The organism is Agrococcus sp. GCM10030265, from assembly GCF_042666675.1.
GTDB lineage: Bacteria > Actinomycetota > Actinomycetes > Actinomycetales > Microbacteriaceae > Agrococcus.
In genome coordinates this window covers 296,737-318,293 of the sequence record NZ_JBHTCZ010000004.1, presented here as the reverse complement: position 1 = coordinate 318,293, position 21,557 = coordinate 296,737, and the positions used below count along the sequence as shown (strand labels likewise).

The window sequence follows — 21,557 nt, the reverse complement described above, 5'->3', positions numbered from 1 at the left end:
GCGATCCCGGGTGGCAGAGGGGCATCTTCCCTCCGCCCACCCGGATCGCCTGCGAGGATGCGAGACGCGAAGCGGGAGGCGCGAGACGCCGCGCGCAGAGCGCGCGCGTCAGCGCTGCTGGAACGTCCTCCGCACGAAGAAGAGGCCCACGAGCGACAGCGCCGCGATCGCCATGTAGTAGAAGCTCGGCGCGTTGAGGTTGCCCGTGACCTGCAGCAGCCACGTGAGCACGAGCGGCGCGATGCCGCCGAGCAGCGTCACACCGACGTTGTACGTGATCGACAGGCCCGTGCCGCGGATCTCGGCGGGGAACATCGTCGACAGCAGGCCGGGCAGCGGCGCGAAGTAGAAGGCCATGATGAGGCCGAGCATCGCGATCGAGCCGATGAGCGCGGGCACCGAGCGCAGCGTCACGATGAGCTGGAAGATCGGCCACGCGAGCACGAGCGCCGCGATCGCGGCCCACGTCATGACGCGCGCGGGGCCCACGCGATCGGCGAGCCTGCCGACGAGCGGCGAGCCGAAGAGCGCGATCGCACCCGCGACGACGCCGCCGAGGTACGCGGCCTCCGGCGCGATGTCGAGGTTCGTGATCGCGAAGGTCGGCATGAACAGGATCATGTAGACCGAGATCGTCGCGACGCCGATGACGGCCGAGCCCGCGAGCATCCGGCCCAGGTGCTGCGTGAGCAGCGTCGTCATGGGCGACGTCGCGCGCTCGTGGTCGCCGAGCTCGTCGGGCTCGGCGAGGCGGGCGCGGATGTAGAGGCCGACGGGGCCGATGAGGAGGCCGACGAAGAACGGCACGCGCCAGCCCCACGAGTCGAGCTGCTCGGTGGTGAGGTACGTGTTGAGCGCGAAGCCGAACGCCGACGCCAGCAGCATCGAGGCGCCCTGCGCCGCGATCTGCCACGACGCGTAGAACATCTTCTTGTGCGGCGCCGTCTCGATGAGGAACGTCGTGGCGGTGCCGAACTCGCCACCTGCCGAGAACCCCTGCAGCAGGCGCGAGAGCAGGATGACCGCGCCGCCCCACACGCCCACCATCGCGTACGTCGGCGCGACGGCCATGAGCAGCGTGCCGACCATCATGATGAGCAGCGTGAGCGTCAGCGCGTTCTTGCGGCCCTTGCGGTCGGCGTACGACCCGAGCAGCCATCCGCCGAGCGGGCGGACGAGGTACGTCGTCGCGAAGGTCGCGAACGTGTACAGCAGGCCGTACTCGCCGGCGTCGGGGAAGAAGATGCGCGTGATGACGACGGCGAACGAGGCGTAGACGATGATGTCGAACCACTCGAGGGCCGCGCCGATCGACGACGAGATGACGGCCTTGCGCGCTGCGGCGAGCCGCTCGGGCGTCACCTCGCGGGCCTGCTGGGACGTGCTGGTGCTCATGGTGCTCCTGGGATGGGTCGTGGTCGTCAGGCGCGCAGGTCGGCGACGAGCCGGGCGACGAACGCCTCGCACGCCGCGATCTGCTCGAGCTCGATGAACTCGTCGGGCGCGTGCGCCTGCGCGATGTCGCCGGGGCCGCACACGATCGTGGGGATGCCCGCGTTCGCGAAGAGCCCGGCCTCGGTGCCGTACGTGACCTTGTCGTCGCTCGGCACGGCGCCCCACTGCGCCGCGAGCGACACGATCTCGGCGTCGGCGGGCGTGTCGACGCCCGGTGCCGCGGCCGTCGTGACGAGGGTCACCGACGCCTCGGGGAAGCGCGAGCGCATGTCGGCCTCGACGCGAGCGCACTCGTCGGCGAAGCGCGCGACGAGCGCCTCGTGGTCGACGGTCGTCAGCGCGCGGAACTCGAAGTGGATCGAGCACTCGGCGGGGATGGTGTTCACGGCGATGCCGCCGTCGATGCGGTTGACGCTCACCGACGTGTACGGCACGACGTAGCCGTCGTCGAACGGCCCGTCGACGCGCATCTCGTCGGCGACCGACTGCACGAAGCGCACGAGCTCGGCGGCGGCGACGATCGCGTTCTCGCCCTGCGGCGTGAGCGACGAGTGGGCGGCGACGCCGCGCACGTCGATGCGGAAGACGTTCATCGACTTGTGGCCGCGCACGATGCGCATGCTCGTCGGCTCGCCCACGACGCACCCGCGCGGCAGCGAGCCACGACTCGCGAGCTCGTCGACGAGGTCGACGGCGCCGACGCATCCGACCTCCTCGTCGTAGGAGAGCGCGAGGTGGATGGGCTCGGCGAGCGGCTGAGCGACCATGTCGGCAGCCTGCACGAGCACGACGCCGAGGAACGACTTCATGTCGGCGGAGCCGCGCGCGTAGAGGCGGCCGTCGCGCACCTCGGGCGCGAAGGGCTCGCTCGACCACGCCTGGCCGTCGACGGGCACGACGTCGGTGTGGCCGGAGAGCACGATGCCGCCCTCGGTCGAGCCGTCGGCGGCGGGGATCGTCGCGAGCAGGTTGGCCTTCGTGCCCTCGGCGTTCGGGATGCGGGTCGACGAGATGCCGAGCGCCTCGAGTCGCTGCTCGACGTGCGCGACGAGCTCGAGGTTCGAGTCGCGGCTCGTCGTGTCGAAGGCGACGAGGGTGCGGATCTCCTCCATGGCGGCGTCGGATGGTGCGGGCACGGCGGATCCTCTCGGTCACAGCATGGGGATCCGTCCATCCTGGCATCGTCGGGAGCACCCCGATGTCGGTGGGGCGCCGGTAGGATCGACCCCTGTGAGCGAGACCGCTGCGCCCATCGGGCAGACGCCCGCCGACGACCTCGGCTACGAGGCCGCGCGCGACGAGCTCGTGCGCGTCGTGCAGGCGCTCGAGTCCGGCGACTCCACGCTCGAGCAGTCGCTCGCCCTGTGGGAGCGCGGCAACGCGCTCGCCGAGCGCTGCGAGCAGTGGCTGCAGGGCGCGCGCGCCCGGCTGGATGCCGCGCGCGGCACCGAGGGCGACGCCTGATGGCGCGCAAGGAGCCCCGCGTCGTCGCCGAGCTCGGCCGGCCGGAGACGCCCGACGAGACGGCGGCGCGCAAGGCGGCGAACCGCGCGAAGCACTACGCGAACCAGACGGCCGTGAACCTCGTCCTGTCGCTCCTCGCCTCCGTCGCGCTCGTCGTCGTCATCGTCGTCTTCGTCATGCGCCCCGATCCGCCCGCCGACGAGCCCGTCGACGTCACGAGCGCCGCCTCCGACGCCGCGGCCGCGCTCGATGTGCCGGTCGTCGACCCCGACGTGCCCGAGGGCTGGGCCGCGAACGTCGCCGAGCTGCGCGACGGCCCCGCGGGCATCTCGCAGTGGTTCGTGGGATGGATCACGGCCGACGACCAGTTCGCGTCGGTGACGCAGGGGATCGGCGCCGACGGCACGTGGCTCGCGGCGACGACGCGCGAGGCGGTCGAGACGGGCACGCTCGACGTCGACGGCGTCGAGTGGACGCTGGCCGACCAGCGCGACCTCGACGGCGCGGGCAACCTCGAGTACGTCGCGTGGACGACGACCGACGCGTCGACGATCGTCGTCGCGGGCACGGCCGACGACGACGAGATGCGCGCGCTCGTCGAGGCCACCACGGCCGAGCTCGACTGAGCCACCCCTTCGAACCATTCGCTGAGCGATCAGCAGCACCCACCGAGCAGAGAGGCCGATGAGCATGACCGAGTACCGGATCGAGCACGACACGATGGGCGAGGTGCGCGTGCCCGTCGACGCGCTGTACGCCGCGCAGACGCAGCGCGCCGTCGAGAACTTCCCGATCTCGGGCTCGGGCCTCGAGCCTGCGCAGATCGTCGCCCTCGCCCGCATCAAGCGGGCCGCGGCCATCGCGAACGAGAGCCTCGGCATCCTCGAGGCCGACGTCGCCGACGCGATCGTCGCCGCCGCCGACGAGATCGTCGCTGGCCACCACCACGACCAGTTCCCCGTCGACACGTACCAGACGGGCTCCGGCACGTCGTCGAACATGAACATGAACGAGGTGCTCGCGACGCTCGCGACGCGCCACCGCGGCGCGGCCGTGCACCCGAACGACCACGTGAACGCGTCGCAGTCGTCGAACGACGTCTTCCCGACGTCGGTGCACGTCGCCGTCACCGGTGCCCTGTTCGAGCAGGCCATCCCGGCGCTCGAGCACCTCGCGGCGGCGCTCGAGGCGAAGGCCGCCCTCTGGAAGGACGCCGTGAAGCCCGGCCGCACGCACCTCATGGATGCGACGCCCGTCACGCTCGGCCAGGAGTTCGGCGGCTACGCCGCCCAGGTGCGCTACGGCATCGAGCGCATCCAGGCCGCGCTCCCCCGCGTCGCCGAGGTGCCGCAGGGCGGCACGGCCGTCGGCACCGGCATCAACACGCCGCTCGGCTTCCCCGAGCAGGTCATCGCCGAGCTCGCTGCATCCTCGGGCCTGCCCATCACCGAGGCGCGCGACCACTTCGAGGCGCAGGCGAACCGCGACGGGCTCGTCGAGGCGTCCGGCGCGCTGCGCACGATCGCCGTGTCGCTCACGAAGATCTGCAACGACCTGCGCTGGATGGGCTCGGGCCCGAACACGGGGCTCGGCGAGCTCGCGATCCCCGACCTGCAGCCCGGCTCGTCGATCATGCCCGGCAAGGTGAACCCCGTCGTGCCGGAGGCCGTGCTCATGGTCTGCGCGCGCGTCATCGGCAACGACGCGACCGTCGCGTGGTCCGGCGCGTCCGGCTCGTTCGAGCTCAACGTGCAGATCCCCGTGATGGGCACCGCGCTGCTCGAGTCGATCCGCCTGCTGTCGAACGCGTCGCGCGTCCTCGCCGACAAGACGATCGACGGCCTCGAGGCCAACGTCGAGCGCGCGGCGGCGCTCGCGGGCATGAGCCCCTCGATCGTGACGCCGCTCAACCGCCTCATCGGCTACGAGGCGGCGGCGAAGATCGCCAAGCACTCGGTCGCGGCCGGCATCACGGTGCGCGAGGCGGTCGTCGACCTCGGCTACGTCGAGCGCGGCGAGCTGACCGAGACCGACCTCGACACGGCGCTCGACCTGCTGTCGATGACGCACCCGGGCGTCGCCCGCTAGCACCGCCGGTGCACGGAGGTCCTCGGCCGCATCCGGCGCGGGATGCGGCCGAGAACCTCGATCGGTCTTCTGGCAGGGTGGACGCCATGGTTGCGTACCCCGCGGTGAGGCGAGACGAGACGGTCGACGAGCTGCACGGGACGCGCGTCGCCGACCCGTATCGCTGGCTCGAGGACGCGGACTCGGCCGAGACCGCGGCGTTCGTCGCGGCGCAGAACGCGTTCGCCGAGCCGATCCTCTCGGCCCTCCCTGCGCGCGAGGCCTTCCGCGCCCGCGTCGCGACGCTGCTGTCGGCACCGACGCGGGGGTGCCCCTTCGAGCGCGGCGGCCGTGTGTTCGCCTGGCGCAACGACGGCCAGAACCAGGACGTCCTCACGGTCGCCGACTCGGTCGACGAGCTCGAGGATGCGCGGGTGCTGCTCGACGCCAACGCGCTCTCCGACGACGGCACGGTGTCGGTGACCGCTGCCTCCGTGAGCCCGGACGGCCAGCTGCTGGCGTACGGCGTCGCCGACGGCGGCTCCGACTGGCGCACGCTCAGGGTGCGCGACGTCGTGACGGGCCTCGACCTCGCCGACGAGATCCCGTGGACGAAGTGGAACTCGCCCGTGTGGCTGCCGGATGGCCGCTCGTTCACGTACTGGCGCTACGACGCCCCCGGCGGCAACGGCCTCACCGACGAGATGGGCGCGGGGCGCCTCATGGCCCACGTCGTGGGCGAGCCCGCCGACGCCGACGCCGTGCTGTGGGAGCGGCCCGAGGAGCCTCGGACGTTCGCGCGCCACTGGCCGCGCGACGACCGCTGGTTCGTGCTGTCGACCGACACCGGCTCGTCGAGCGGCAACGACCTCGCTGCCAGGCGCCACGGCGACGACGCATGGGTGCGCCTCGTCGACGGTCACGAGCACGAGTGGAACGCGATCGGCACGCGCGGCGACCGGCTCTTCGTCGTCACCGACGACGGCGCACCCCGCTACCGGCTCGACGCGTTCGACCTCGCGACCGGTGCGCGCACGACCATCGTGCCCGAGCATCCGACCGACGTGCTCCTCGACGCATCCCTCACCGAGCGCGGCCTCGTGCTCGAGTACTCGCACGACGCCGCGCACCGCATGCAGCTCGCGACCGACGACGGCGCGCTCGGCGACGACGTGCCGCTCGGCGACGGCGTGAGCATCACGGGCGCGGCGACGCGCGCGACGTCGTCGTCGGTCTTCGTCACGACGTCGTCGTTCGTCGACCGCGGCACGCGCCACGTCGTCGAGACCGACGGCGCACGACTCGTGTCGCATCGCACGCTGCCGACGCCCGGCCCGGCAGCCCCTGCGGCGACGACGACGCGCATCCGTGCCACGAGCACCGACGGCGCCGAGGTGCCCGCCTTCGTCGTGCGCCCCGCGGGCGACGACGGCACGGCTCCGCGGCCGACGCTCCTGTGGGGCTACGGCGGCTTCAACATCCCCATGAACCCGGGGTTCCGAGCCGTGCTCGCCGCCTGGGTGGATGCGGGCGGCGTGCTCGTGGTGCCCAACCTGCGCGGCGGCGGCGAGTTCGGCTCCGACTGGCACAAGCAGGGCACGAAGGGCGCGAAGCAGCAGGTGTTCGACGACCTGTACGCCGTCGCCGAGCATCTCGTCGCCACGGGCATCACGACGAGCGCGCAGCTCGCGCTGCACGGCCGATCGAACGGCGGCCTGCTCGCAGGCGCGGCGCTCACGCAGCGGCCCGAGCTGTGGGCCGCCGTGCTGCCGGGCGTCGGCGTGCTCGACATGCTGCGCTTCCACCGATTCACGATCGGGTGGGCGTGGACGAGCGACTACGGCGATCCCGACGACGCCGACGACTTCGCGGCGCTGCTCGCCTACTCGCCGCTGCACCGCATCCGGGAGGGCGTCGCCTACCCGCCGACGCTCGTGACGACGGGCGATCACGACGACCGCGTCGTGCCCGCGCACTCGTTCAAGTTCGCCGCCGAGCTGCAGCGCGCGCAGGCTGCGACGGGCGCCGACGCACCCATCCTGCTGTCGGTCGACACGCGGGCGGGCCACGGCATGGGCAAGCCCAAGGACGCCGCGGCGCTCGAGTTCGCCGACCAGCTGGCCTTCGCAGCGCATCACACGGGGCTCGCCGAGGCCGCGGTGGGCCGGTGAGCGACTGGCAGGAGCGCATCGACGCGTTCTGGGCGGCGCTCGACGAGGAGCGCCCGCAGGCGATGATCCAGCAGATGCGGCGCCTCGTCGCCGAGCTGGGACCCGACGACGCGCGCGGTCCGTTCGAGCTCGGCGGCGTCTTCGACGCGCTCGGCATGGAGGAGGTCGCGGCCGCACACTACCGGCGCGCGCTCGAGATGGGGCTCGACGACGAGCGCGCCGCTCGACTGGCGATCCAGCACGGCTCCACCCTGCGCACCCTGCGCCGCGTCGACGAGGCGATCGAGGTGCTCGCGCACGCACCCGACCACGAGGCCGTCGGCGACGCTCGCGCCATCTTCCTCGCTCTCGCGCTGCATGACGCCGGTCGCAGCGGCGAGGCCGTGCGGCTGCTCGTCGAGGCGCTCGAGCCCTCGTTGCCGTCGTACCGGCGCTCGGTGCGCGCCTACGCGGCCGACCTGCCCGAGCCGCCGCGACACCGCGCGTAGCGCCGCCGCTGCTCGGCCTCGCCACGGCCGACGTGCCGCGCGCGCGGTGTCCCCCGCGCGGTCGCACAGGACGTTCGTCCGCGCGCCTCGACCGAGCCCTCGCCACGCAACCGACACGACACCTGCCGTCCACCTCCTGACGGTTCCGTGATGCGGGTGCGCCCTCCGCTCGGGTCGGCGCTCGAGGAGGGGGCTCCTGATGGTCGATGTCCGACGCCGTCCACTGCTGCCGATGGCTGCGCACGTGCGCGGCAAGCGCAGCGCGGTCACGTGCCAGCTGAAGTGCGCGAACGCATGCCTCGGCGACGTGTGCAACACGTCGAGGAACGCCTACCTGCGCGACATCGTCGACGCCGAGCTCTCGCGCCGCGCGCTGCTCGGCGCCGGCGTCGCGGGCACCGTGGCGCTGCTGACGACGCAGGCCATCGGCGCCGCCGCGCCCGCGCAGGCCGCCGCGCCCGTGCCCGGCGCCGCCTTCGGCTTCACGCCCATCGCACCCGTCGCCGCGACGGTCGACGAGCTCACCGTGCCCGAGGGCTTCACGTACCAGCCGATCCTGCGCTGGGGCGACCCCCTCTTCCTCGACTCCCCCGCGTTCGACGCCTTCGACCAGACGGAGGCGAAGCAGCGGCTGCAGTTCGGCTACAACTGCGACTACACCGACATCCTGCGCATCGACGCGACCACCGCGCTGCTGTTCGTGAACCACGAGTACACGAACGAGACGATCATGTTCCCCGCGGCGCAGATCGCCGAGGATCCGGCTCGCGTGCGCGCCGTCGCCCGGGCTGCGCACGGCCTGTCGGTCGTCGAGCTCACGCGCGCGAACGACGCCGAGGCGTGGGAGCCCGTCGTCGGCGGGCGGCGCAACCGCCGGTTCCTCGACGACACCCCGTACGCCATCACGGGCCCGGCCGCGGGCTCGCCGCTGCTGCGGACCGTCGCCGACCCCACGGGCACCGTCGCGCTCGGCACCCTCGGCAACTGCGCAGGCGGCACGACGCCGTGGGGCACGATCCTCTCGGGCGAGGAGAACTTCAACGGCTACTTCGCCGCCGCCGGCGCCACGGCCGCCGACCGCCGCTACGGCCTCACCGCGCCTGCGACGGCGCGCGGCTGGGAGCTCGACGACCCGCGCTTCGACACCCGCAACCCCGGCTACGAGAACGAGGCGAACCGCTTCGGCTGGATCGTCGAGATCGACCCCTTCGACCCCACGTCGACGCCGCGCAAGCACACCGCGATGGGCCGCATGAAGCACGAGGGCGCGAACGTGCACGTCGGCACGAACGGCCGCGTCGCCGCGTACATGGGCGACGACGAGCGCTTCGACTACCTCTACAAGTTCGTCTCGGCCGGCACCTACGTCGAGGGCGACCGCGCCGCGAACATGACGCTGCTCGAGACGGGCGACCTGTACGTCGCGCAGCTCGAGGGCAACTCGACCGTCGAGATCGACGGCTCGGGCACGGTGCCGAGCGACGGTGCCTTCGACGGCGTCGGCCGCTGGCTGCCGCTCGTGGTCGGCGGCGCGTCGCAGGTCGCCGGATGGGCGGTCGACGAGGTGCTCGTGAACACGCGCGGCGCCGCCGACCTCGTGGGCGCGACGAAGATGGACCGCTGCGAGGACGTCGAGCCCAACCCGCGCACCGGGCTCGTCTACGTGGCCTGCACGAACAACTCGAACCGCGGCACGGGCACGAACGCGCCCGCCGACGAGGCGAACCCCCGCACGCAGAACCGCGACGGCCACGTCATCGAGATCGCCGAGGACGGCGGCGACCACTCGGGCACCACGTTCCGCTGGAGCATCCTCATGCTGTGCGGCGATCCGGCGCAGGGCGACCAGACGTACTTCGCCGGCTTCCCCGTCGACCAGGTGTCGCCGATCTCGTGCCCCGACAACCTCGCGTTCGACTCGGAGGGCAACCTCTGGGTCTCGACCGACGGCGCACCCGACGGCATCGGCTACAACGACGGTCTCTTCCGCGTGCGCCTCGAGGGTGCGCAGCGCGGCCTCGTCGAGCAGTTCCTGTCGGTGCCGGTGGAGTCCGAGACCTGCGGCCCCGTCATCCACGACGACGAGTGGCACGTGTTCGTCGCGGTGCAGCACCCCGGCGAGGACGGCCTGTTCGAGACGCCGTCGTCGCTGTGGCCCGACTACGCCCCCGCCGGTGCGAGCGGCGTCGAGGGCGTGTTCCACGGCGCCCGCCCCTCGGTCGTGCAGGTGCTGCCGGTGCCCGTCGCGCCGAGCCCTGGGCCGTCGGAGCCCACGCCGTCGCAGCCCGGCCCCTCGGCGCCGCCGTCGGGCTCGCCGAGCGCGCCGCCCGTCGTGCCCTCGCCGAGCGACGGCGCGAGCCCCTCGGGCTCCGCGGTGCCGGCCCCGACGGGCGGCACCGGTGGATCGGGCGGCTCGCTGCCGCAGACCGGTGCCGGCCTCGTCGCACCGCTCGTCGCGGGCGCCTCTGCGGCGCTGGCGGTCGGCGCGGGCCTCGTGGCGCGGATGCGCGGCACGGGCTCCGACGCCGACGCGGGATCCGGCGAGGCGTAGACCCTCGCACGCACCCCCACGCCGAGAGGCCCGCAGGCGCTGCGCCTGCGGGCCTCTGCGCATCCACCGCCCCTCGCCCGAGCGGTCACGGCCGCTACGGCCGCACGCGCCCGGCGAGTGGCGCGGTCAGCAGCAGCGCCCCTGCGGGTTGGAGTCCTGCCACCGGTGGTAGTCGCGCCAGAACGCGCGCCGATCGAGCGGCTCGCGCTCCGGATGCGCGGCGAGCTCGTGCTCGAGGTACGACTCGTAGCGCGACTCCCCCGTGAGCCCTCGCGCGTACCAGGCCGTCGCCCTCCACGCGCGCCCCAGGGCACGCGCTGCCGAGCCGGCGAGCTCGGGCATCAGTGCCCCCTCGCGGGCCGCTGATCCTCGGGCAGCGCCGCCCACTCGCGCTCGATCGCCCGCTCCTCCTTCGTCGCGAGGACGCCTGCGGGTGCGAAGCGCCGGGAGGGCACGGGTGCGTCCTCGTGGTCGACGATCTCGCGCGATCGCCACGCTCGGAGCACGGCGAGGACGCTCGTCGTGATGACGACGATCGAGAGGGTCACGAAGATGATGGAGAGGGTGCCCTGCACGGCGGTGTTGCGGACGACGGCCTCCATGGCCTCGACGGTGCCTGCGGTGCCGAACGACTCCTCGCCGGCTGCGAGGGCGTCGCGGAAGGCCATGTGGTTGGCCCAGTAGCCGACGGCGGGCACCGGGGAGAAGATCTTCAGCATCGACGCCGTGACGGTGATGACGGTCACGAACGCCAACGGCAGGGCGACGATCCAGAGCCATCGCCAGGTGCCGCGGCGGGCGACGATGGTGAGGACGATGGCGAGGGCGATGGCGGCGAGCAGCTGGTTGGCGATGCCGAAGAGGGGGAAGAGGGTGTTGATGCCGCCGAGGGGGTCGGTGACGCCCATGAGGAGGACGGCGCCCCAGCCTGCGACCATGATGGCGGTGCAGATCCAGGCGCCGAGCCTCCAGGAGGTGTCCTTGAAGCGCTTCGCGACGTTGCCGATGGAGTCCTGCAGCATGAAGCGCGCGACGCGGGTGCCCGCGTCGACGGCGGTGAGGATGAACAGCGCCTCGAACATGATCGCGAAGTGGTACCAGAACGACATCATCGACGCCCCGCCGATCCACTGCTGCAGGATGTGCGCGAGGCCGAAGGCCAGCGTCGGCGCACCGCCCGTGCGCGACACGATCGACTCCTCCCCCACGTCCTGCGCGGCCTGCGCGAGCGCCTCCGGGCTCGTCTGCACGCCCGCGAGCATGAGGCCGTTCACGAACTCGGCGGCCCCCTCGGGCGTGCCGCCCGTCGCGGCCGCGGAGGCGTTCATCGCGTAGTAGATGCCCTGGTCGATCGACACCGCGGCGACGAGGGCCATGATCGCGACGAACGACTCCATGAGCATGCCGCCGTAGCCGATGAACCGCGTCTGGCGCTCCTTCTCGACCATCTTCGGCGTCGTGCCCGAGGAGATGAGCGCGTGGAACCCCGACAGGGCGCCGCACGCGATCGTCACGAACAGGAACGGGAACAGGCTCCCCGCCCACACGGGACCCGTCTCGCCGCCCGCGAACGCCGTGAAGGCCGGCACCTCGATCTCGGGCCGCACGAAGACGATCGCGACGGCGAGCATGCCGATGACGCCGATCTTCATGAACGTCGACAGGTAGTCGCGCGGCGCCAGCAGCACCCAGACCGGGAGGACCGCGGCGATGAACCCGTAGACGATGATCGCCCACGCGAGCGTCGTGCGGTCGAGGGTGAAGACGTCCTGGCCCCACTGGGTCTCGGCGACGGCGCCGCCGCCGATGATCGCGGCCATGAGCAGCACGAACCCGATGATCGACACCTCGGTGATCCGGCCCGGCCGGATCCACCGCAGGTACGCGCCCATGAACAGCGCGATCGGGATCGTCATCGCCACCGAGAACACGCCCCACGGGCTCTCGCCCAACGCGTTCACCACCACGAGCGCGAGGATCGCGGTGATGATGATCATGATGAGCAGCGTCGCCACGATCGCAGCCGTCCCGCCGACGCGGCCGAGCTCGTCGCGCGCCATCTGCCCCAGCGACCTGCCGCCGCGACGCATCGAGAAGAACATCACCAGGTAGTCCTGCACCGCACCGGCGAGCACGACGCCCACGATGATCCAGATCGTGCCGGGCAGGTACCCCATCTGCGCCGCGAGCACGGGGCCCACGAGCGGACCGGCACCCGCGATCGCCGCGAAGTGATGCCCGAACAGCACCCGACGGTCGGTCGGCACGAAGTCCTTCCCGTTCGCCAGATGCTCCGCAGGCGTCGCCCGCAGATCGTCCGGCCTCGCGATGCGCCGCTCGATCACCTTCGAGTAGAACCGATACCCGATCAGGTACGTGCACACCGCCGCGAACACGAACCAGATCGCATTCACCGTCTCGCCGCGCACCACGGCGAGCATGACCCAGGCCACGCCGCCCAGCAGGGCGATGCCCGCCCACAGCGCGATCGTCGCGGGCGTCCACCGCGTGCGCGTCACGGGTGCGGCGACCGGTGGCAGCTGGCGGTCCTTGGTGTGCGAGGCGTCGGTGCTCATGCGAGGTCTCCTATGACGTCGTTGGCCGATGCACAGCCTACGCATCGGGACCGGGGGACGTCATGGGCGTGCGCCCACGCTCGAGGCGGCACGTCGCGATGGGAGGATGGGGGCCGTGGGCGAGGCGGACGCGAGGGCGACGACGCCGCCGATCGCCGGCTCCGAGACGAGCAGGCTGCGCTACCGCGAGGTCGCCGCCGACCTGGATCGCCGCATCGCGGCCGGCGAGTTCCCCGCCGGCGTCCGCCTGCCGTCGGAGCAGTCGCTCGCGACTCGGTACCGCGCCGCGCGCGGCACGGTGCGCCGTGCGCTCGCCACGCTCCATCGCCGCGGCGTCGTCGCACCGCAGCGCGGATCGGGCTGGATCGTGCAGTCGCCCGTGCGTGCGCAGGGGCTCGTCGGATTCCGCACGTTCGCGCAGTGGGCGCGGGCTCGCGGCATGGAGCCGGGTGGGCTCGTCGTCGCCCGCGCCGAGGGGCCCGCGGAGGCTCCCCTGGCACGCCGCATGCGCATCCCGGCGGGCGACGTCGTGCTGCGCCTCACGCGCGTGCGCACGCTCGACGGACAACGCGTCATGGTCGAGCGCTCCATCTACCCGTCGTGGGTCGCGCCCCTGCTGCGCGACCTGCCCGACGACGTGCCGTCGATCGCCGCGGTGCTCGCCGACGCCGGCCACCGCGAGGCCTCGGGGACGCACCGGCTCGACGCCGTCGCCGCGTCGAGCGACGACGCACGCCTGCTGGGCGTCCCCCGCTCCAGCCCGTTGCTGCTCGTCGACCGGCACGCGCTCGCCCGCGACGGCCGCACGCTCGACGTCAGCGAGGACCGCTACGTGCCGGGCACCGTCGTCTTCGAGGTGCAGGCGCACGCCGACGCATCCCAGCGCTGACGCGCTCGGGCTGCCCACGGCGGGCGCGCTGCACGCACCCGAGCGCCGGCGCGTGGACAGGTGCGCGCAGCCGTCCGCCTCGAGTCGCGGCGAGCGGATGCCCGGGCGCCGTCGCGTCGCCCACCGTTCACCTGCGGTTGGCCGGCACCGGCGACGCTCGGCATGCGCGCGCCGTGGGGCGTGCGCGAGAGAGGAATCCCCCATGCATCAGAGCACCCCCGGCGCGCGTCGCGCCGGCAGGCTCCTCGGGGTGGGCGCGCTGCTCGCCGCCCTCGTCGCCGTGCCGACGGTCGCGACGACCCCCGCATCCGCTGCCCCCGCGCCCCTCGCGGCCGTCGACGTCGCCGCCGCCGGATCGTCGCTCGCCGTCGCGCAGCCCGCCGTGACGCACGGCGGCTCGCTCGCCGTGCAGTACGCGACCGATCGCGACCACGCCGAGAACTGGATCGGCATCTACCGGCCCGGACAGACCCCGAGCGGCGGCGCGGGCGGCACGCCGTCGATCATCTGGTCGACGACCCCCGGCGCGACCGGCGAGCACGTCTTCGACCTCGCGAGCGACGCGCGCCTCGCACCCGGCGACTACGAGCTGCACTACCTGCACGCAGGCGGCTACGAGCAGCTGGCGGCCCCCGTCGCGTTCACGATCGAGGAGGCCGAGGGGGTGACCGAGTCGGCGCTCGCGCCGAGCGCCGACGCGGTGCAGGCAGGCGAGACGCTCTCGGTCGCGTACTCGACGGACGCCCCGCACGAGCGGAACTGGATCGGCGTCTACGTCGCCGGCCAGACGCCCGGCCCCGTGCCGTCGCGCGTCTGGGACTACGCGCCGGGTGCGAGCGGCACGCTCGCGCTCGTGCTCGACCTCGCGCCCGGCGACTACGAGCTCTTCTACCTGGCGCAGGACGGCTACGACGTCCTCGCCGGCCCCGTCGCGATCTCCGTCGTCGCAGACCCCGCGGCGCCCGTCGCGGGCGATCCGAACGCGCCCGTGACGATCGATCCCGTCGCGACCGACGTGTCGACCGACGGCGTGCTCGCACGCGAGGGCTTCGACGCGCCCGCATCCGACGCCACGGCCGCGCTCGCCGACGGCTGGGCCACGATGACCCGCGGCGAGTGGACGGCGGAGGTCGACCAGATGCGCGGGCGCTTCTCGCGCGCGCACGGCGACATCGCCGTCGCCGACGCGCAGCAGGCCGGCGGCATCGCCTTCTCGGCGACGCTCGGCCTCGCTCCCGTCGACGTCTCGGGGCTCGCAGCCGTGCGCCTCACGTTCGACAGCCACTACCGCGGCGCGGCCGGCCAGGCGGGCGTCGTGCTCGCGAGCTTCGACGGCGGCGAGCCGACCGAGGTGCTGCGCCTCGACGAGACCACGGTCGTCAGCGGCTACGACGAGACGCAGATGAACGCGCGTCAGGACGTCGTGCTCGACGTGCCCGCCGGTGCGAGCGAGGTCGCGTTCACATGGACGCTCACGGCGGGCGAGGGCGGTCGCTACTGGGCGATCGACTCGGCGACGGTGCACCAGGTGCAGCAGGAGGTGCAGGGCGCGCCGACGCAGGCGTGGGTGGTCTCGGACATCCAGGGGCACCCCGCCGACCTGCAGCACGGCATCGGCGACCTCGCGCAGCTCGCGCCCGGCGCCGAGGGGCTGCTCATGGTCGGCGACATCGTGCACTCGGGCACCGTCGCCGAGTGGCAGGAGGTGCACGACGTCATGGATGCGACGGCCGCCGTGCGACCCGAGCAGACGATCGCCGCGATCGGCAACCACGAGCGGTATGCCGCGGGCGGCTTCGAGGCCAACCGCGACCGCTTCCTCGCATTCGCCGAGCGCGACCGCGTCTACGACGAGTACGTGCTCGAGGGAGCGGGCGGGCAGGTGCCCGTCATCGTGCTCGGCCAGGAGCTGGCGGAGCCGACCGACGTCGCGATGAGCGACGCGCAGGTCGCGTTCCTCGAGGAGCGCCTCGCGCACTGGACCGCGCTCGACCGCCAGGTCGTCGTCCTCACCCACTTCCCGCTCGGCGAGACGACGTCGGGCACGTGGGCGCCGAACTACTCGGAGCATCACCAGATGGACGACCGCCTCACGAGCATCCTCGGCAACCACCCGAACGCCGTCGTCCTCTCCGGCCACACGCACTACCCGGCCGAGCAGGGCGACTGGGCGATGCAGCGTCGCACCGACGACGGCCACGCCGACGGCTTCTGGTCGATCAACACCATGGCGATGCACGTCGAGTGGGATGCCGTCGGCGAGGACACCGCGACGCGCACCGAGGTCACGACGGGCGACGTCAACCGCGGCAGCGTGCTCGAGGTGCACGACGACCGCCTCGTCGTCACGGCGTACGACTTCGCCGCCGATGCCCAGCTGCAGCAGGTGACGATCCCGAACCCGCTCGTGCCGTTCGACGAGCAGGTCGCCGACGTCGTGCCGTCGCCGGAGCCTCCGGTCGACCCGCAGCCGACCGACGAGCCCGCGCCCTCCGACCAGCCGCAGCCGACGTCGACCCCGACGCCGGTCGACGAGGCGGATGCGGCAGGCGGCTCGTCCGGCTCGCTGCCGCGCACGGGTGCCGACGTCGCGTGGCTCGTCGCGCTCGCGGCTGCGGCCCTCGCCGCGATCGGCGGCGGGCTGCTGACGCGGCGCCGCGGCCGCCGCGCGTAGCGCTCCACGCGACGAGGCCCGGTCGTGCATCGCACGGCCGGGCCTCGTCGCGTGCGCGAGCGCCTCGCGCGGCATCCTGCGTCAGCGCCGCAGGATGCGGCGAGCCAGCAGGTTGCCGAGCGCCTGCACGATCTGCACGACGATGACGATGATGACCAGCGCGCTCCACGTGACGACGGGGTCGAACTGCCGGAAGCCGTACGCGATCGCGTAGTTGCCGACGCCCTCGCCACCGATGATGCCGGCGACGGCCGACATGTCGATGATCGCGACGACCGCGAACGTGTAGCCGAGGACGAGCGGCCCGAACGCCTCGGGCAGGATGACGGTCGCGATGATGCGCCACGGGCCCGCGCCCATCGCGCGCGCAGCCTCGACGACGCCGGGGTCGACCGACACGAGGTTCTGCTCGACGATGCGGGCGATGCCGAACGTCGCGGCGATCGAGATGGCGAAGATCGCCATGTCGTTGCCGAGGCCCGTGCCGATCGTCGCTCGCGCCACGGGCTGCAGCGCTGCCAGCAGGATGATGAACGGCACCGGTCGGAACGTGTTCACCACGATGTTGAGCACCCAGTACACGAGGGGCTGCTCGAGGACGCCGCCGCGACGCGTGACGTAGACGGCCGTGCCGAGCACGAGTCCCGCGAACCCGCCGATGACGAGCGACGCCGCGACGAGCCACAGCGTGATGCCCGTCTGCTCGAGCAGCGCGGGCAGCAGCTGCTGGATCTGCTGGACGAGGTCGCTCATGCCGTCACCTCCGTGATCGTCACGCCCGGGCCGATGCCGGCGAGCGCGTCGGCGACGGCCGCGTCGTCGCCGCGCACCGCGATGGTGAGCAGGCCGTAGACGCGGCCCTGGATGTCGTCGACGCCGCCGTGCACGAGGTGGAAGTCGACGCCGGCGCGGGCGAGCGAGCCGAACACGCGCGCCTCGCTCGCACCCTCGTCGGTGAACGAGATCGTGAGCAGGCGGCCATCGTGCTGCGCGCGGAGCGCCGTCAGCGCATCCCCGTCCGGCAGCGCGCGCACCACGGTGCGCACGAAGCGGCGCGCCGTGTCCGTCTGCGGGCGGGTGAAGACGTCGTACGTCGGCCCCGACTCCACGACCCGGCCGCGCTCCATGACGGCGACCTTCGTCGCGATGCGGGCGATGACGTCCATCTCGTGCGTGATGACGACGATCGTCACGCCGAGCTCGCGATTCACGCGCGCGAGGAGGTCGAGCACCTCGTCGGTCGTCTCGGGGTCGAGGGCGCTCGTCGCCTCGTCCGCGAGCAGGATGCCGGGGTTCGCCGCGAGCGCGCGGGCGATGCCCACGCGCTGCTGCTGGCCGCCGGAGAGCTGCTCGGGGTAGGCGTCGGCCTTGTCGTCGAGGCCGACGAAGCGCAGCAGCTCGTCGACGCGCGCTCGCCGCTCGGCGCGAGGCGTGCCCGTGACCTCGAGCGGGTAGGCCACGTTGGCGCGCACCGTGCGCGACCGCAGCAGGTTGAAGCGCTGGAAGATCATGCCGATCCCCTGCCGCACCTCGCGCAGCGACTTCGCGTCGAGCCGCGTGACGTCGACGCCGTCGATCTCGATCGCGCCGCTCGTCACGGGCTCGAGGCCGTTGACGAGCCGCACGAGCGTCGACTTGCCGGCGCCGGAGTAGCCGATGACGCCGAACACGTCGCCGCGCTCGACGTCGAGGCTCACGCCGTCGACGGCCGTGATGGGCGCATCCGTTCGTCGCCTGCCCGGATAGGTCTTCGTCACGTCGCGGATCGCGATGTGCGGCATGCTGCTCCTCTCGACACGCGTGAGCGCGGGCGTCGGATCTCGACGCCCGCGCACGCGTGGGTCGCTACTGCTGATCGCGGATCGACTGCTCGACGTCGGCGAGCGACGCCTGCAGCTCGTCGGCGGGGGTGGTGGCGAGCACGGCCGTGCCGCCCGAGTGCTCGACGACGCCGTCGGTGACGTCCTGCGTCGTCTGGTAGATCTCGACGAGCTGCTGCAGCACCTCGTCGTCGGCGTCGTCGGCGCGCGCGGCGAAGATGTTGACGTAGGGCAGCGCAGAGGGGTCCGACGGGTCGTCGGCGGCGATCTCCTCGTCCTCCGTGAGGTTCGCGGCCTCGAGGAAGTCGTTGTTGACGATCGCCGCGGCTGCCTCGCCGAGCGAGCCGGCCGTGATGGCGGCGTCGACCGCCTGCACCTCGACGCGCGAGCCGTCCTCGACGATGTCCTCGAGGGTCGAGAAGGGCGAGCCGCCGTCCTCGAGCTCGATGAGGCCCGCCGACTGCAGCACGAGCAGGCCGCGCGCCTGGTTCACGGTGTCGTTCGGCACGATGACCGTCTCGCCGTCGGGGATGTCGTCGGCCGAGTCGTACTGCGTCGAGTACAGGCCCAGCGGGTAGATCGCCGTCGCGCCGATCGGCTGCAGGTCGTCGTCCGACGACACGTTGTAGTCGGCGAGGTACTGGATGTGCTGGAACTGGTTGAGGTCGAGGTCGCCGGCGCTGAGCGCCGGGTTCGGCTGCGTGTACTCGGTGAAGTCGACGATCTCGAGCTCGATGCCGGCCTCGGCGACCGCGTCGGCGTACACCGCCCAGTACGGGTCGGACTCGCCGACGACGCCGAGGCGCACGGGGTTGCCCTCGGTGCCGAGCTCGGCCTCGGCGTCGCTGCCGGAGCCGCCCGAGGCGCAGCCGGCGAGCAGGAGGGTGGATGCGGCTGCGGCCGCTGCGAGGGATCGAGCGAGGGTCGACATGCTGGTGCTCCTGGAGAGGGATCCGTGGGTGTGCACCTCACGCTAGGAAGCGCGGTCCCCGCGCGACGAATCGCGTCGTCACATGACGCAACGCACGGCGTCACGCGGCGGCGAGCACGAGCGCGACACCCGCCCCGGCGAGGAGCCACGGCCCGAACGGCACCGAGCGGGCGCCACCGGCACGCGCGACGAGCCCGGCGATGCCGCCGAGCACGAATGCCGCCGCGAGGCCCGCGAGCGGCAGCCACCATGCGATGGGTGCGGCGGCGAGCGCGAGCGCCGTGCCGAGCTTGACGTCGCCCGCGCCCATGCCGCCGAGCCACCACAGGCTCCCGAGCAGCACCGCGACGACGAGCGCGAGCCCCGCACCGAGCCACGCGCCGCGGGCTGCTGCGAGCGCCGCGCAGACCAGGCCGATCGCGAGCAGCGGCACCGTGAGCGCGTTCGGCAGGCGATGCTCGGCGACGTCGATGCGACGCAGGGCAGGTGCCGTGAGCGCCGCCGCGACGACGCCGAGGCAGGCAGCGCCGAGCGACTCGTGCCACCCCTCCCCGAGCGCGAGCGCGACGACGCCCGCGGCGAGCACCGCCCCCAGCACGGCATCCGACGGGCGTGCCCGCGGTGGCGGGGCGGGGATGCGGGCGTCGACGAGCACGCGGAGACGCTAGCCGCGCGCCATCCCCCGGCGGCCGCGAGCGTCCACAGGCCGGCGCGCATCCACGGGCCGACGCGCATCCACGGGCCGGCGCGCGTCCACAGGCCGACGCGCATCCACAGGCCGACGCGCATCCACAGGCCGGTGCGCATCCACGGGCTGGCGCGCATCCACGGGCCGACGCGCGGGAGCCCGCATCCGTGGCGGATGCGGGCTCCCGTGCGTGAGGTCGGCGGTGGCGGACGGCTCGGACGCGCGACCTAGCGGTCGAGCAGGCTCGTGACGAGCGCGGCGATGCGGCTGCGCTCGCTGCGCATGAGCGTGACGTGGCCGAACAGCGCGTTGCCCTTCAGCGTCTCGATGACGCTCGCGACGCCGTCGTGGCGGCCGACGCGCAGGTTGTCGCGCTGCGCGACGTCGTGCGTGAGCACGACGCGCGAGTTCTGCCCGATGCGGCTGAGCACGGTGAGCAGCACGCCCCGCTCGAGCGACTGCGCCTCGTCGACGATCACGAACGCGTCGTGCAGCGATCGCCCGCGGATGTGCGTGAGCGGCAGGATCTCGAGCATGCCGCGCGCTGCGACCTCCTCGAGCACGTTGTCGCTCACGAGGGCGCCGAGCGTGTCGTAGATCGCCTGGCCCCAGGGGTTCATCTTCTCGTCCTTGTCGCCCGGCAGGTAGCCGAGCTCCTGGCCGCCCACGGCGTACAGGGGGCGGAAGACGATGACCTTCTTGTGCAGGCGGCGCTCGAGCACGGCCTCGAGGCCCGCGGCGAGCGCGAGCGCCGACTTGCCCGTGCCCGCCGAGCCGCCGAGCGAGACGATGCCGACCTCGTCGTCGAGCAGGAGGTCGATCGCGAGCCGCTGCTCGGCCGAGCGCCCGTGCACGCCGAACACGTCGCGGTCGCCGCGCACGAGCGTCAGCACGCCGGGCGCGGTGACGCGGCCGAGCGCCGAGCCGCGCTCGGAGGTGATGACGAGGCCCGTGTTGATCGGCAGGCCGTCGACGAGCTGCGTCGTCAGCCGCTCGGACTCGTAGAGCGCGGCCATCTCCTCGCCCGAGAGCGCGATCTCGGCCGTGCCCGTCCACCCCGACTCCACGGCCTGCTCGGCGAGGTACTCCTCGGCGGCGAGGCCGATCGACGCGGCCTTCACGCGCATCGGCATGTCCTTCGAGACGACGCACACGTCGAGGCCGTCGCCCGCGAGGTTGCACGCGACCGCGAGGATGCGCGAGTCGTTGTCGCCGAGCTGCAGGCCGGAGGGCAGCACCTGCTGGTTCGAGTGGTTGAGCTCGACGCGCAGCGAGCCGCCGCCCTCGGTGGGCACGGGGAAGTCGAGTCGCTCGTGCGCGACGCGCAGGTCGTCGAGGTTGCGGAGCGCCGTGCGAGCGAAGTACCCGATCTCGGGATCGTGGCGCTTCTTCTCGAGCTCTGCGATGACGACGACCGGGATGACGACGGCATGCTCGGCGAACCGATGGATCGCGCCGGGATCGGACAGCAGCACGGACGTGTCGAGCACGTAGGTGCGCTGCGCGGTCTGCAGCCGGTCGTCGATCTCGGGGGCGTGGATGGCCTCGGGCACGTGGGCTCCTCACCGACTCGGTCGGGAACTCAGGCGGCCGCCTCCCTTCACGGCGTCGCGGCCGCGGTGGGTCGTCGGGCATGTGCCCGACTGAGGCTGACGCTACGCCCGGCCTCCGAGAGGGCGCGCAACGACACGCGGCGCGTTCGGCGTGTTCACACGAGCGTCATGCGGATGCCGCAGGACGCCCCATCGCCCTGCGGATCGCACGGCGCTGCGACGGCGCGCGC

General features: G+C 72.9%; 17 protein-coding genes. 8 read left to right on the top strand and 9 right to left on the bottom strand.

Annotated features, from left to right (window positions below; all coding sequences use genetic code 11):
- Positions 1–108: 108 nt before the first annotated feature.
- Together ACFQPP_RS13200 and argE are read right to left on the bottom strand one after the other, a co-directional pair.
- Entirely contained in the window at positions 109–1,395 is a 1,287-nt protein-coding gene (locus tag ACFQPP_RS13200) for an MFS transporter (protein WP_376917103.1), read from the bottom strand.
- Positions 1,396–1,421: 26 nt separating this feature from the next.
- Positions 1,422–2,591, bottom strand: a complete 1,170-nt coding sequence (gene argE, locus ACFQPP_RS13195; protein WP_376917102.1) for an acetylornithine deacetylase — start codon at positions 2,589–2,591, stop codon at positions 1,422–1,424.
- A gap of 22 nt (positions 2,592–2,613) precedes the next feature.
- Here argE and ACFQPP_RS13190 point away from each other — a divergent pair, with 22 nt between their 5' ends.
- The 6 genes from ACFQPP_RS13190 to ACFQPP_RS13165 all read left to right on the top strand — a co-directional run bounded on the left by ACFQPP_RS13190 (position 2,614) and on the right by ACFQPP_RS13165 (position 10,196).
- Positions 2,614–2,919, top strand: a complete 306-nt coding sequence (locus tag ACFQPP_RS13190) for an exodeoxyribonuclease VII small subunit (RefSeq protein WP_376917101.1) — start codon at positions 2,614–2,616, stop codon at positions 2,917–2,919.
- Entirely contained in the window at positions 2,919–3,545 is a 627-nt protein-coding gene (locus ACFQPP_RS13185) for a DUF4245 family protein (protein ID WP_376917100.1), read from the top strand. The genes ACFQPP_RS13190 and ACFQPP_RS13185 overlap by 1 nt, the downstream gene beginning before the upstream one ends.
- Positions 3,546–3,603: 58 nt before the next feature.
- Positions 3,604–5,007, top strand: coding sequence for a class II fumarate hydratase (locus tag ACFQPP_RS13180; RefSeq protein WP_376917099.1), 1,404 nt, complete (start codon positions 3,604–3,606; stop codon positions 5,005–5,007).
- A gap of 104 nt (positions 5,008–5,111) precedes the next feature.
- Positions 5,112–7,157 carry a prolyl oligopeptidase family protein gene (locus ACFQPP_RS13175; RefSeq protein WP_376917098.1) on the top strand — a complete coding sequence of 682 codons (2,046 nt, stop codon included), beginning with the start codon at positions 5,112–5,114 and terminating at the stop codon, positions 7,155–7,157.
- Complete coding sequence (locus ACFQPP_RS13170) at positions 7,154–7,645, top strand: tetratricopeptide repeat protein (RefSeq protein ID WP_376917097.1); 492 nt, start codon at positions 7,154–7,156, stop codon at positions 7,643–7,645. The genes ACFQPP_RS13175 and ACFQPP_RS13170 overlap by 4 nt, the downstream gene beginning before the upstream one ends.
- Positions 7,646–7,844: 199 nt before the next feature.
- Positions 7,845–10,196 carry a PhoX family protein gene (locus ACFQPP_RS13165; RefSeq protein ID WP_376917096.1) on the top strand — a complete coding sequence of 784 codons (2,352 nt, stop codon included), beginning with the start codon at positions 7,845–7,847 and terminating at the stop codon, positions 10,194–10,196.
- Positions 10,197–10,322: 126 nt separating this feature from the next.
- Here ACFQPP_RS13165 and ACFQPP_RS13160 read toward each other — a convergent pair whose 3' ends face one another.
- Together ACFQPP_RS13160 and ACFQPP_RS13155 are read right to left on the bottom strand one after the other, a co-directional pair.
- Positions 10,323–10,538 carry a YbdD/YjiX family protein gene (locus tag ACFQPP_RS13160; protein WP_376917095.1) on the bottom strand — a complete coding sequence of 72 codons (216 nt, stop codon included), beginning with the start codon at positions 10,536–10,538 and terminating at the stop codon, positions 10,323–10,325.
- Positions 10,538–12,772, bottom strand: a complete 2,235-nt coding sequence (locus ACFQPP_RS13155; protein ID WP_376917094.1) for a carbon starvation CstA family protein — start codon at positions 12,770–12,772, stop codon at positions 10,538–10,540. The genes ACFQPP_RS13160 and ACFQPP_RS13155 overlap by 1 nt, the downstream gene beginning before the upstream one ends.
- A gap of 115 nt (positions 12,773–12,887) precedes the next feature.
- Here ACFQPP_RS13155 and ACFQPP_RS13150 point away from each other — a divergent pair, with 115 nt between their 5' ends.
- Together ACFQPP_RS13150 and ACFQPP_RS13145 are read left to right on the top strand one after the other, a co-directional pair.
- Positions 12,888–13,661 (top strand): GntR family transcriptional regulator, encoded by a 774-nt coding sequence (locus ACFQPP_RS13150; RefSeq protein WP_376917093.1) that lies wholly within the window; start codon positions 12,888–12,890, stop codon positions 13,659–13,661.
- Between the two features lie 202 nt (positions 13,662–13,863).
- Entirely contained in the window at positions 13,864–16,335 is a 2,472-nt protein-coding gene (locus ACFQPP_RS13145) for a DUF4073 domain-containing protein (RefSeq protein ID WP_376917092.1), read from the top strand.
- An 81-nt stretch (positions 16,336–16,416) separates the two neighbouring features.
- Here the strand turns inward: ACFQPP_RS13145 and ACFQPP_RS13140 are convergent, their stop codons facing one another.
- The 5 genes from ACFQPP_RS13140 to ACFQPP_RS13120 all read right to left on the bottom strand — a co-directional run bounded on the left by ACFQPP_RS13140 (position 16,417) and on the right by ACFQPP_RS13120 (position 21,327).
- Positions 16,417–17,088: a methionine ABC transporter permease gene (locus ACFQPP_RS13140; RefSeq protein WP_376917091.1), complete on the bottom strand. Its 672-nt coding sequence runs from the start codon at positions 17,086–17,088 to the stop codon at positions 16,417–16,419.
- Complete coding sequence (locus ACFQPP_RS13135) at positions 17,085–18,116, bottom strand: methionine ABC transporter ATP-binding protein (RefSeq protein ID WP_376917090.1); 1,032 nt, start codon at positions 18,114–18,116, stop codon at positions 17,085–17,087. Before ACFQPP_RS13135 ends, ACFQPP_RS13140 begins: the two co-directional genes overlap by 4 nt.
- Positions 18,117–18,180: 64 nt before the next feature.
- On the bottom strand, positions 18,181–19,086 hold the full coding sequence (locus ACFQPP_RS13130) for a MetQ/NlpA family ABC transporter substrate-binding protein (RefSeq protein ID WP_376917089.1): 906 nt from the start codon (positions 19,084–19,086) through the stop codon (positions 18,181–18,183).
- A gap of 100 nt (positions 19,087–19,186) precedes the next feature.
- A complete protein-coding gene (locus ACFQPP_RS13125) occupies positions 19,187–19,741 on the bottom strand; it encodes a prepilin peptidase (RefSeq protein ID WP_376917088.1) in 555 nt (184 codons plus the stop codon).
- Between the two features lie 260 nt (positions 19,742–20,001).
- The gene (locus ACFQPP_RS13120; RefSeq protein WP_376917087.1) at positions 20,002–21,327 is read right to left on the bottom strand and encodes a PhoH family protein; all 1,326 of its coding nucleotides are present in this window, start codon (positions 21,325–21,327) and stop codon (positions 20,002–20,004) included.
- Positions 21,328–21,557 lie beyond the last annotated feature (230 nt).

What these genes read in the sequence shown, in the direction of transcription:
- ACFQPP_RS13190 (WP_376917101.1), top strand. Translation starts at nt 2,614, where the DNA reads ATGGGGATCCGTCCATCCTGGCATCGTCGGGAGCACCCCGATGTCGGT.
- ACFQPP_RS13145 (WP_376917092.1), top strand. Translation starts at nt 13,864, where the DNA reads ATGCATCAGAGCACCCCCGGCGCGCGTCGCGCCGGCAGGCTCCTCGGG.
- ACFQPP_RS13155 (WP_376917094.1), bottom strand. Translation starts at nt 12,772, where the DNA reads ATGAGCACCGACGCCTCGCACACCAAGGACCGCCAGCTGCCACCGGTC.
- ACFQPP_RS13140 (WP_376917091.1), bottom strand. Translation starts at nt 17,088, where the DNA reads ATGAGCGACCTCGTCCAGCAGATCCAGCAGCTGCTGCCCGCGCTGCTC.
- ACFQPP_RS13135 (WP_376917090.1), bottom strand. Translation starts at nt 18,116, where the DNA reads ATGCCGCACATCGCGATCCGCGACGTGACGAAGACCTATCCGGGCAGG.
- ACFQPP_RS13185 (WP_376917100.1), top strand. Translation starts at nt 2,919, where the DNA reads ATGGCGCGCAAGGAGCCCCGCGTCGTCGCCGAGCTCGGCCGGCCGGAG.
- ACFQPP_RS13130 (WP_376917089.1), bottom strand. Translation starts at nt 19,086, where the DNA reads ATGTCGACCCTCGCTCGATCCCTCGCAGCGGCCGCAGCCGCATCCACC.
- ACFQPP_RS13200 (WP_376917103.1), bottom strand. Translation starts at nt 1,395, where the DNA reads ATGAGCACCAGCACGTCCCAGCAGGCCCGCGAGGTGACGCCCGAGCGG.
- ACFQPP_RS13165 (WP_376917096.1), top strand. Translation starts at nt 7,845, where the DNA reads ATGGTCGATGTCCGACGCCGTCCACTGCTGCCGATGGCTGCGCACGTG.
- ACFQPP_RS13180 (WP_376917099.1), top strand. Translation starts at nt 3,604, where the DNA reads ATGAGCATGACCGAGTACCGGATCGAGCACGACACGATGGGCGAGGTG.
- ACFQPP_RS13160 (WP_376917095.1), bottom strand. Translation starts at nt 10,538, where the DNA reads ATGCCCGAGCTCGCCGGCTCGGCAGCGCGTGCCCTGGGGCGCGCGTGG.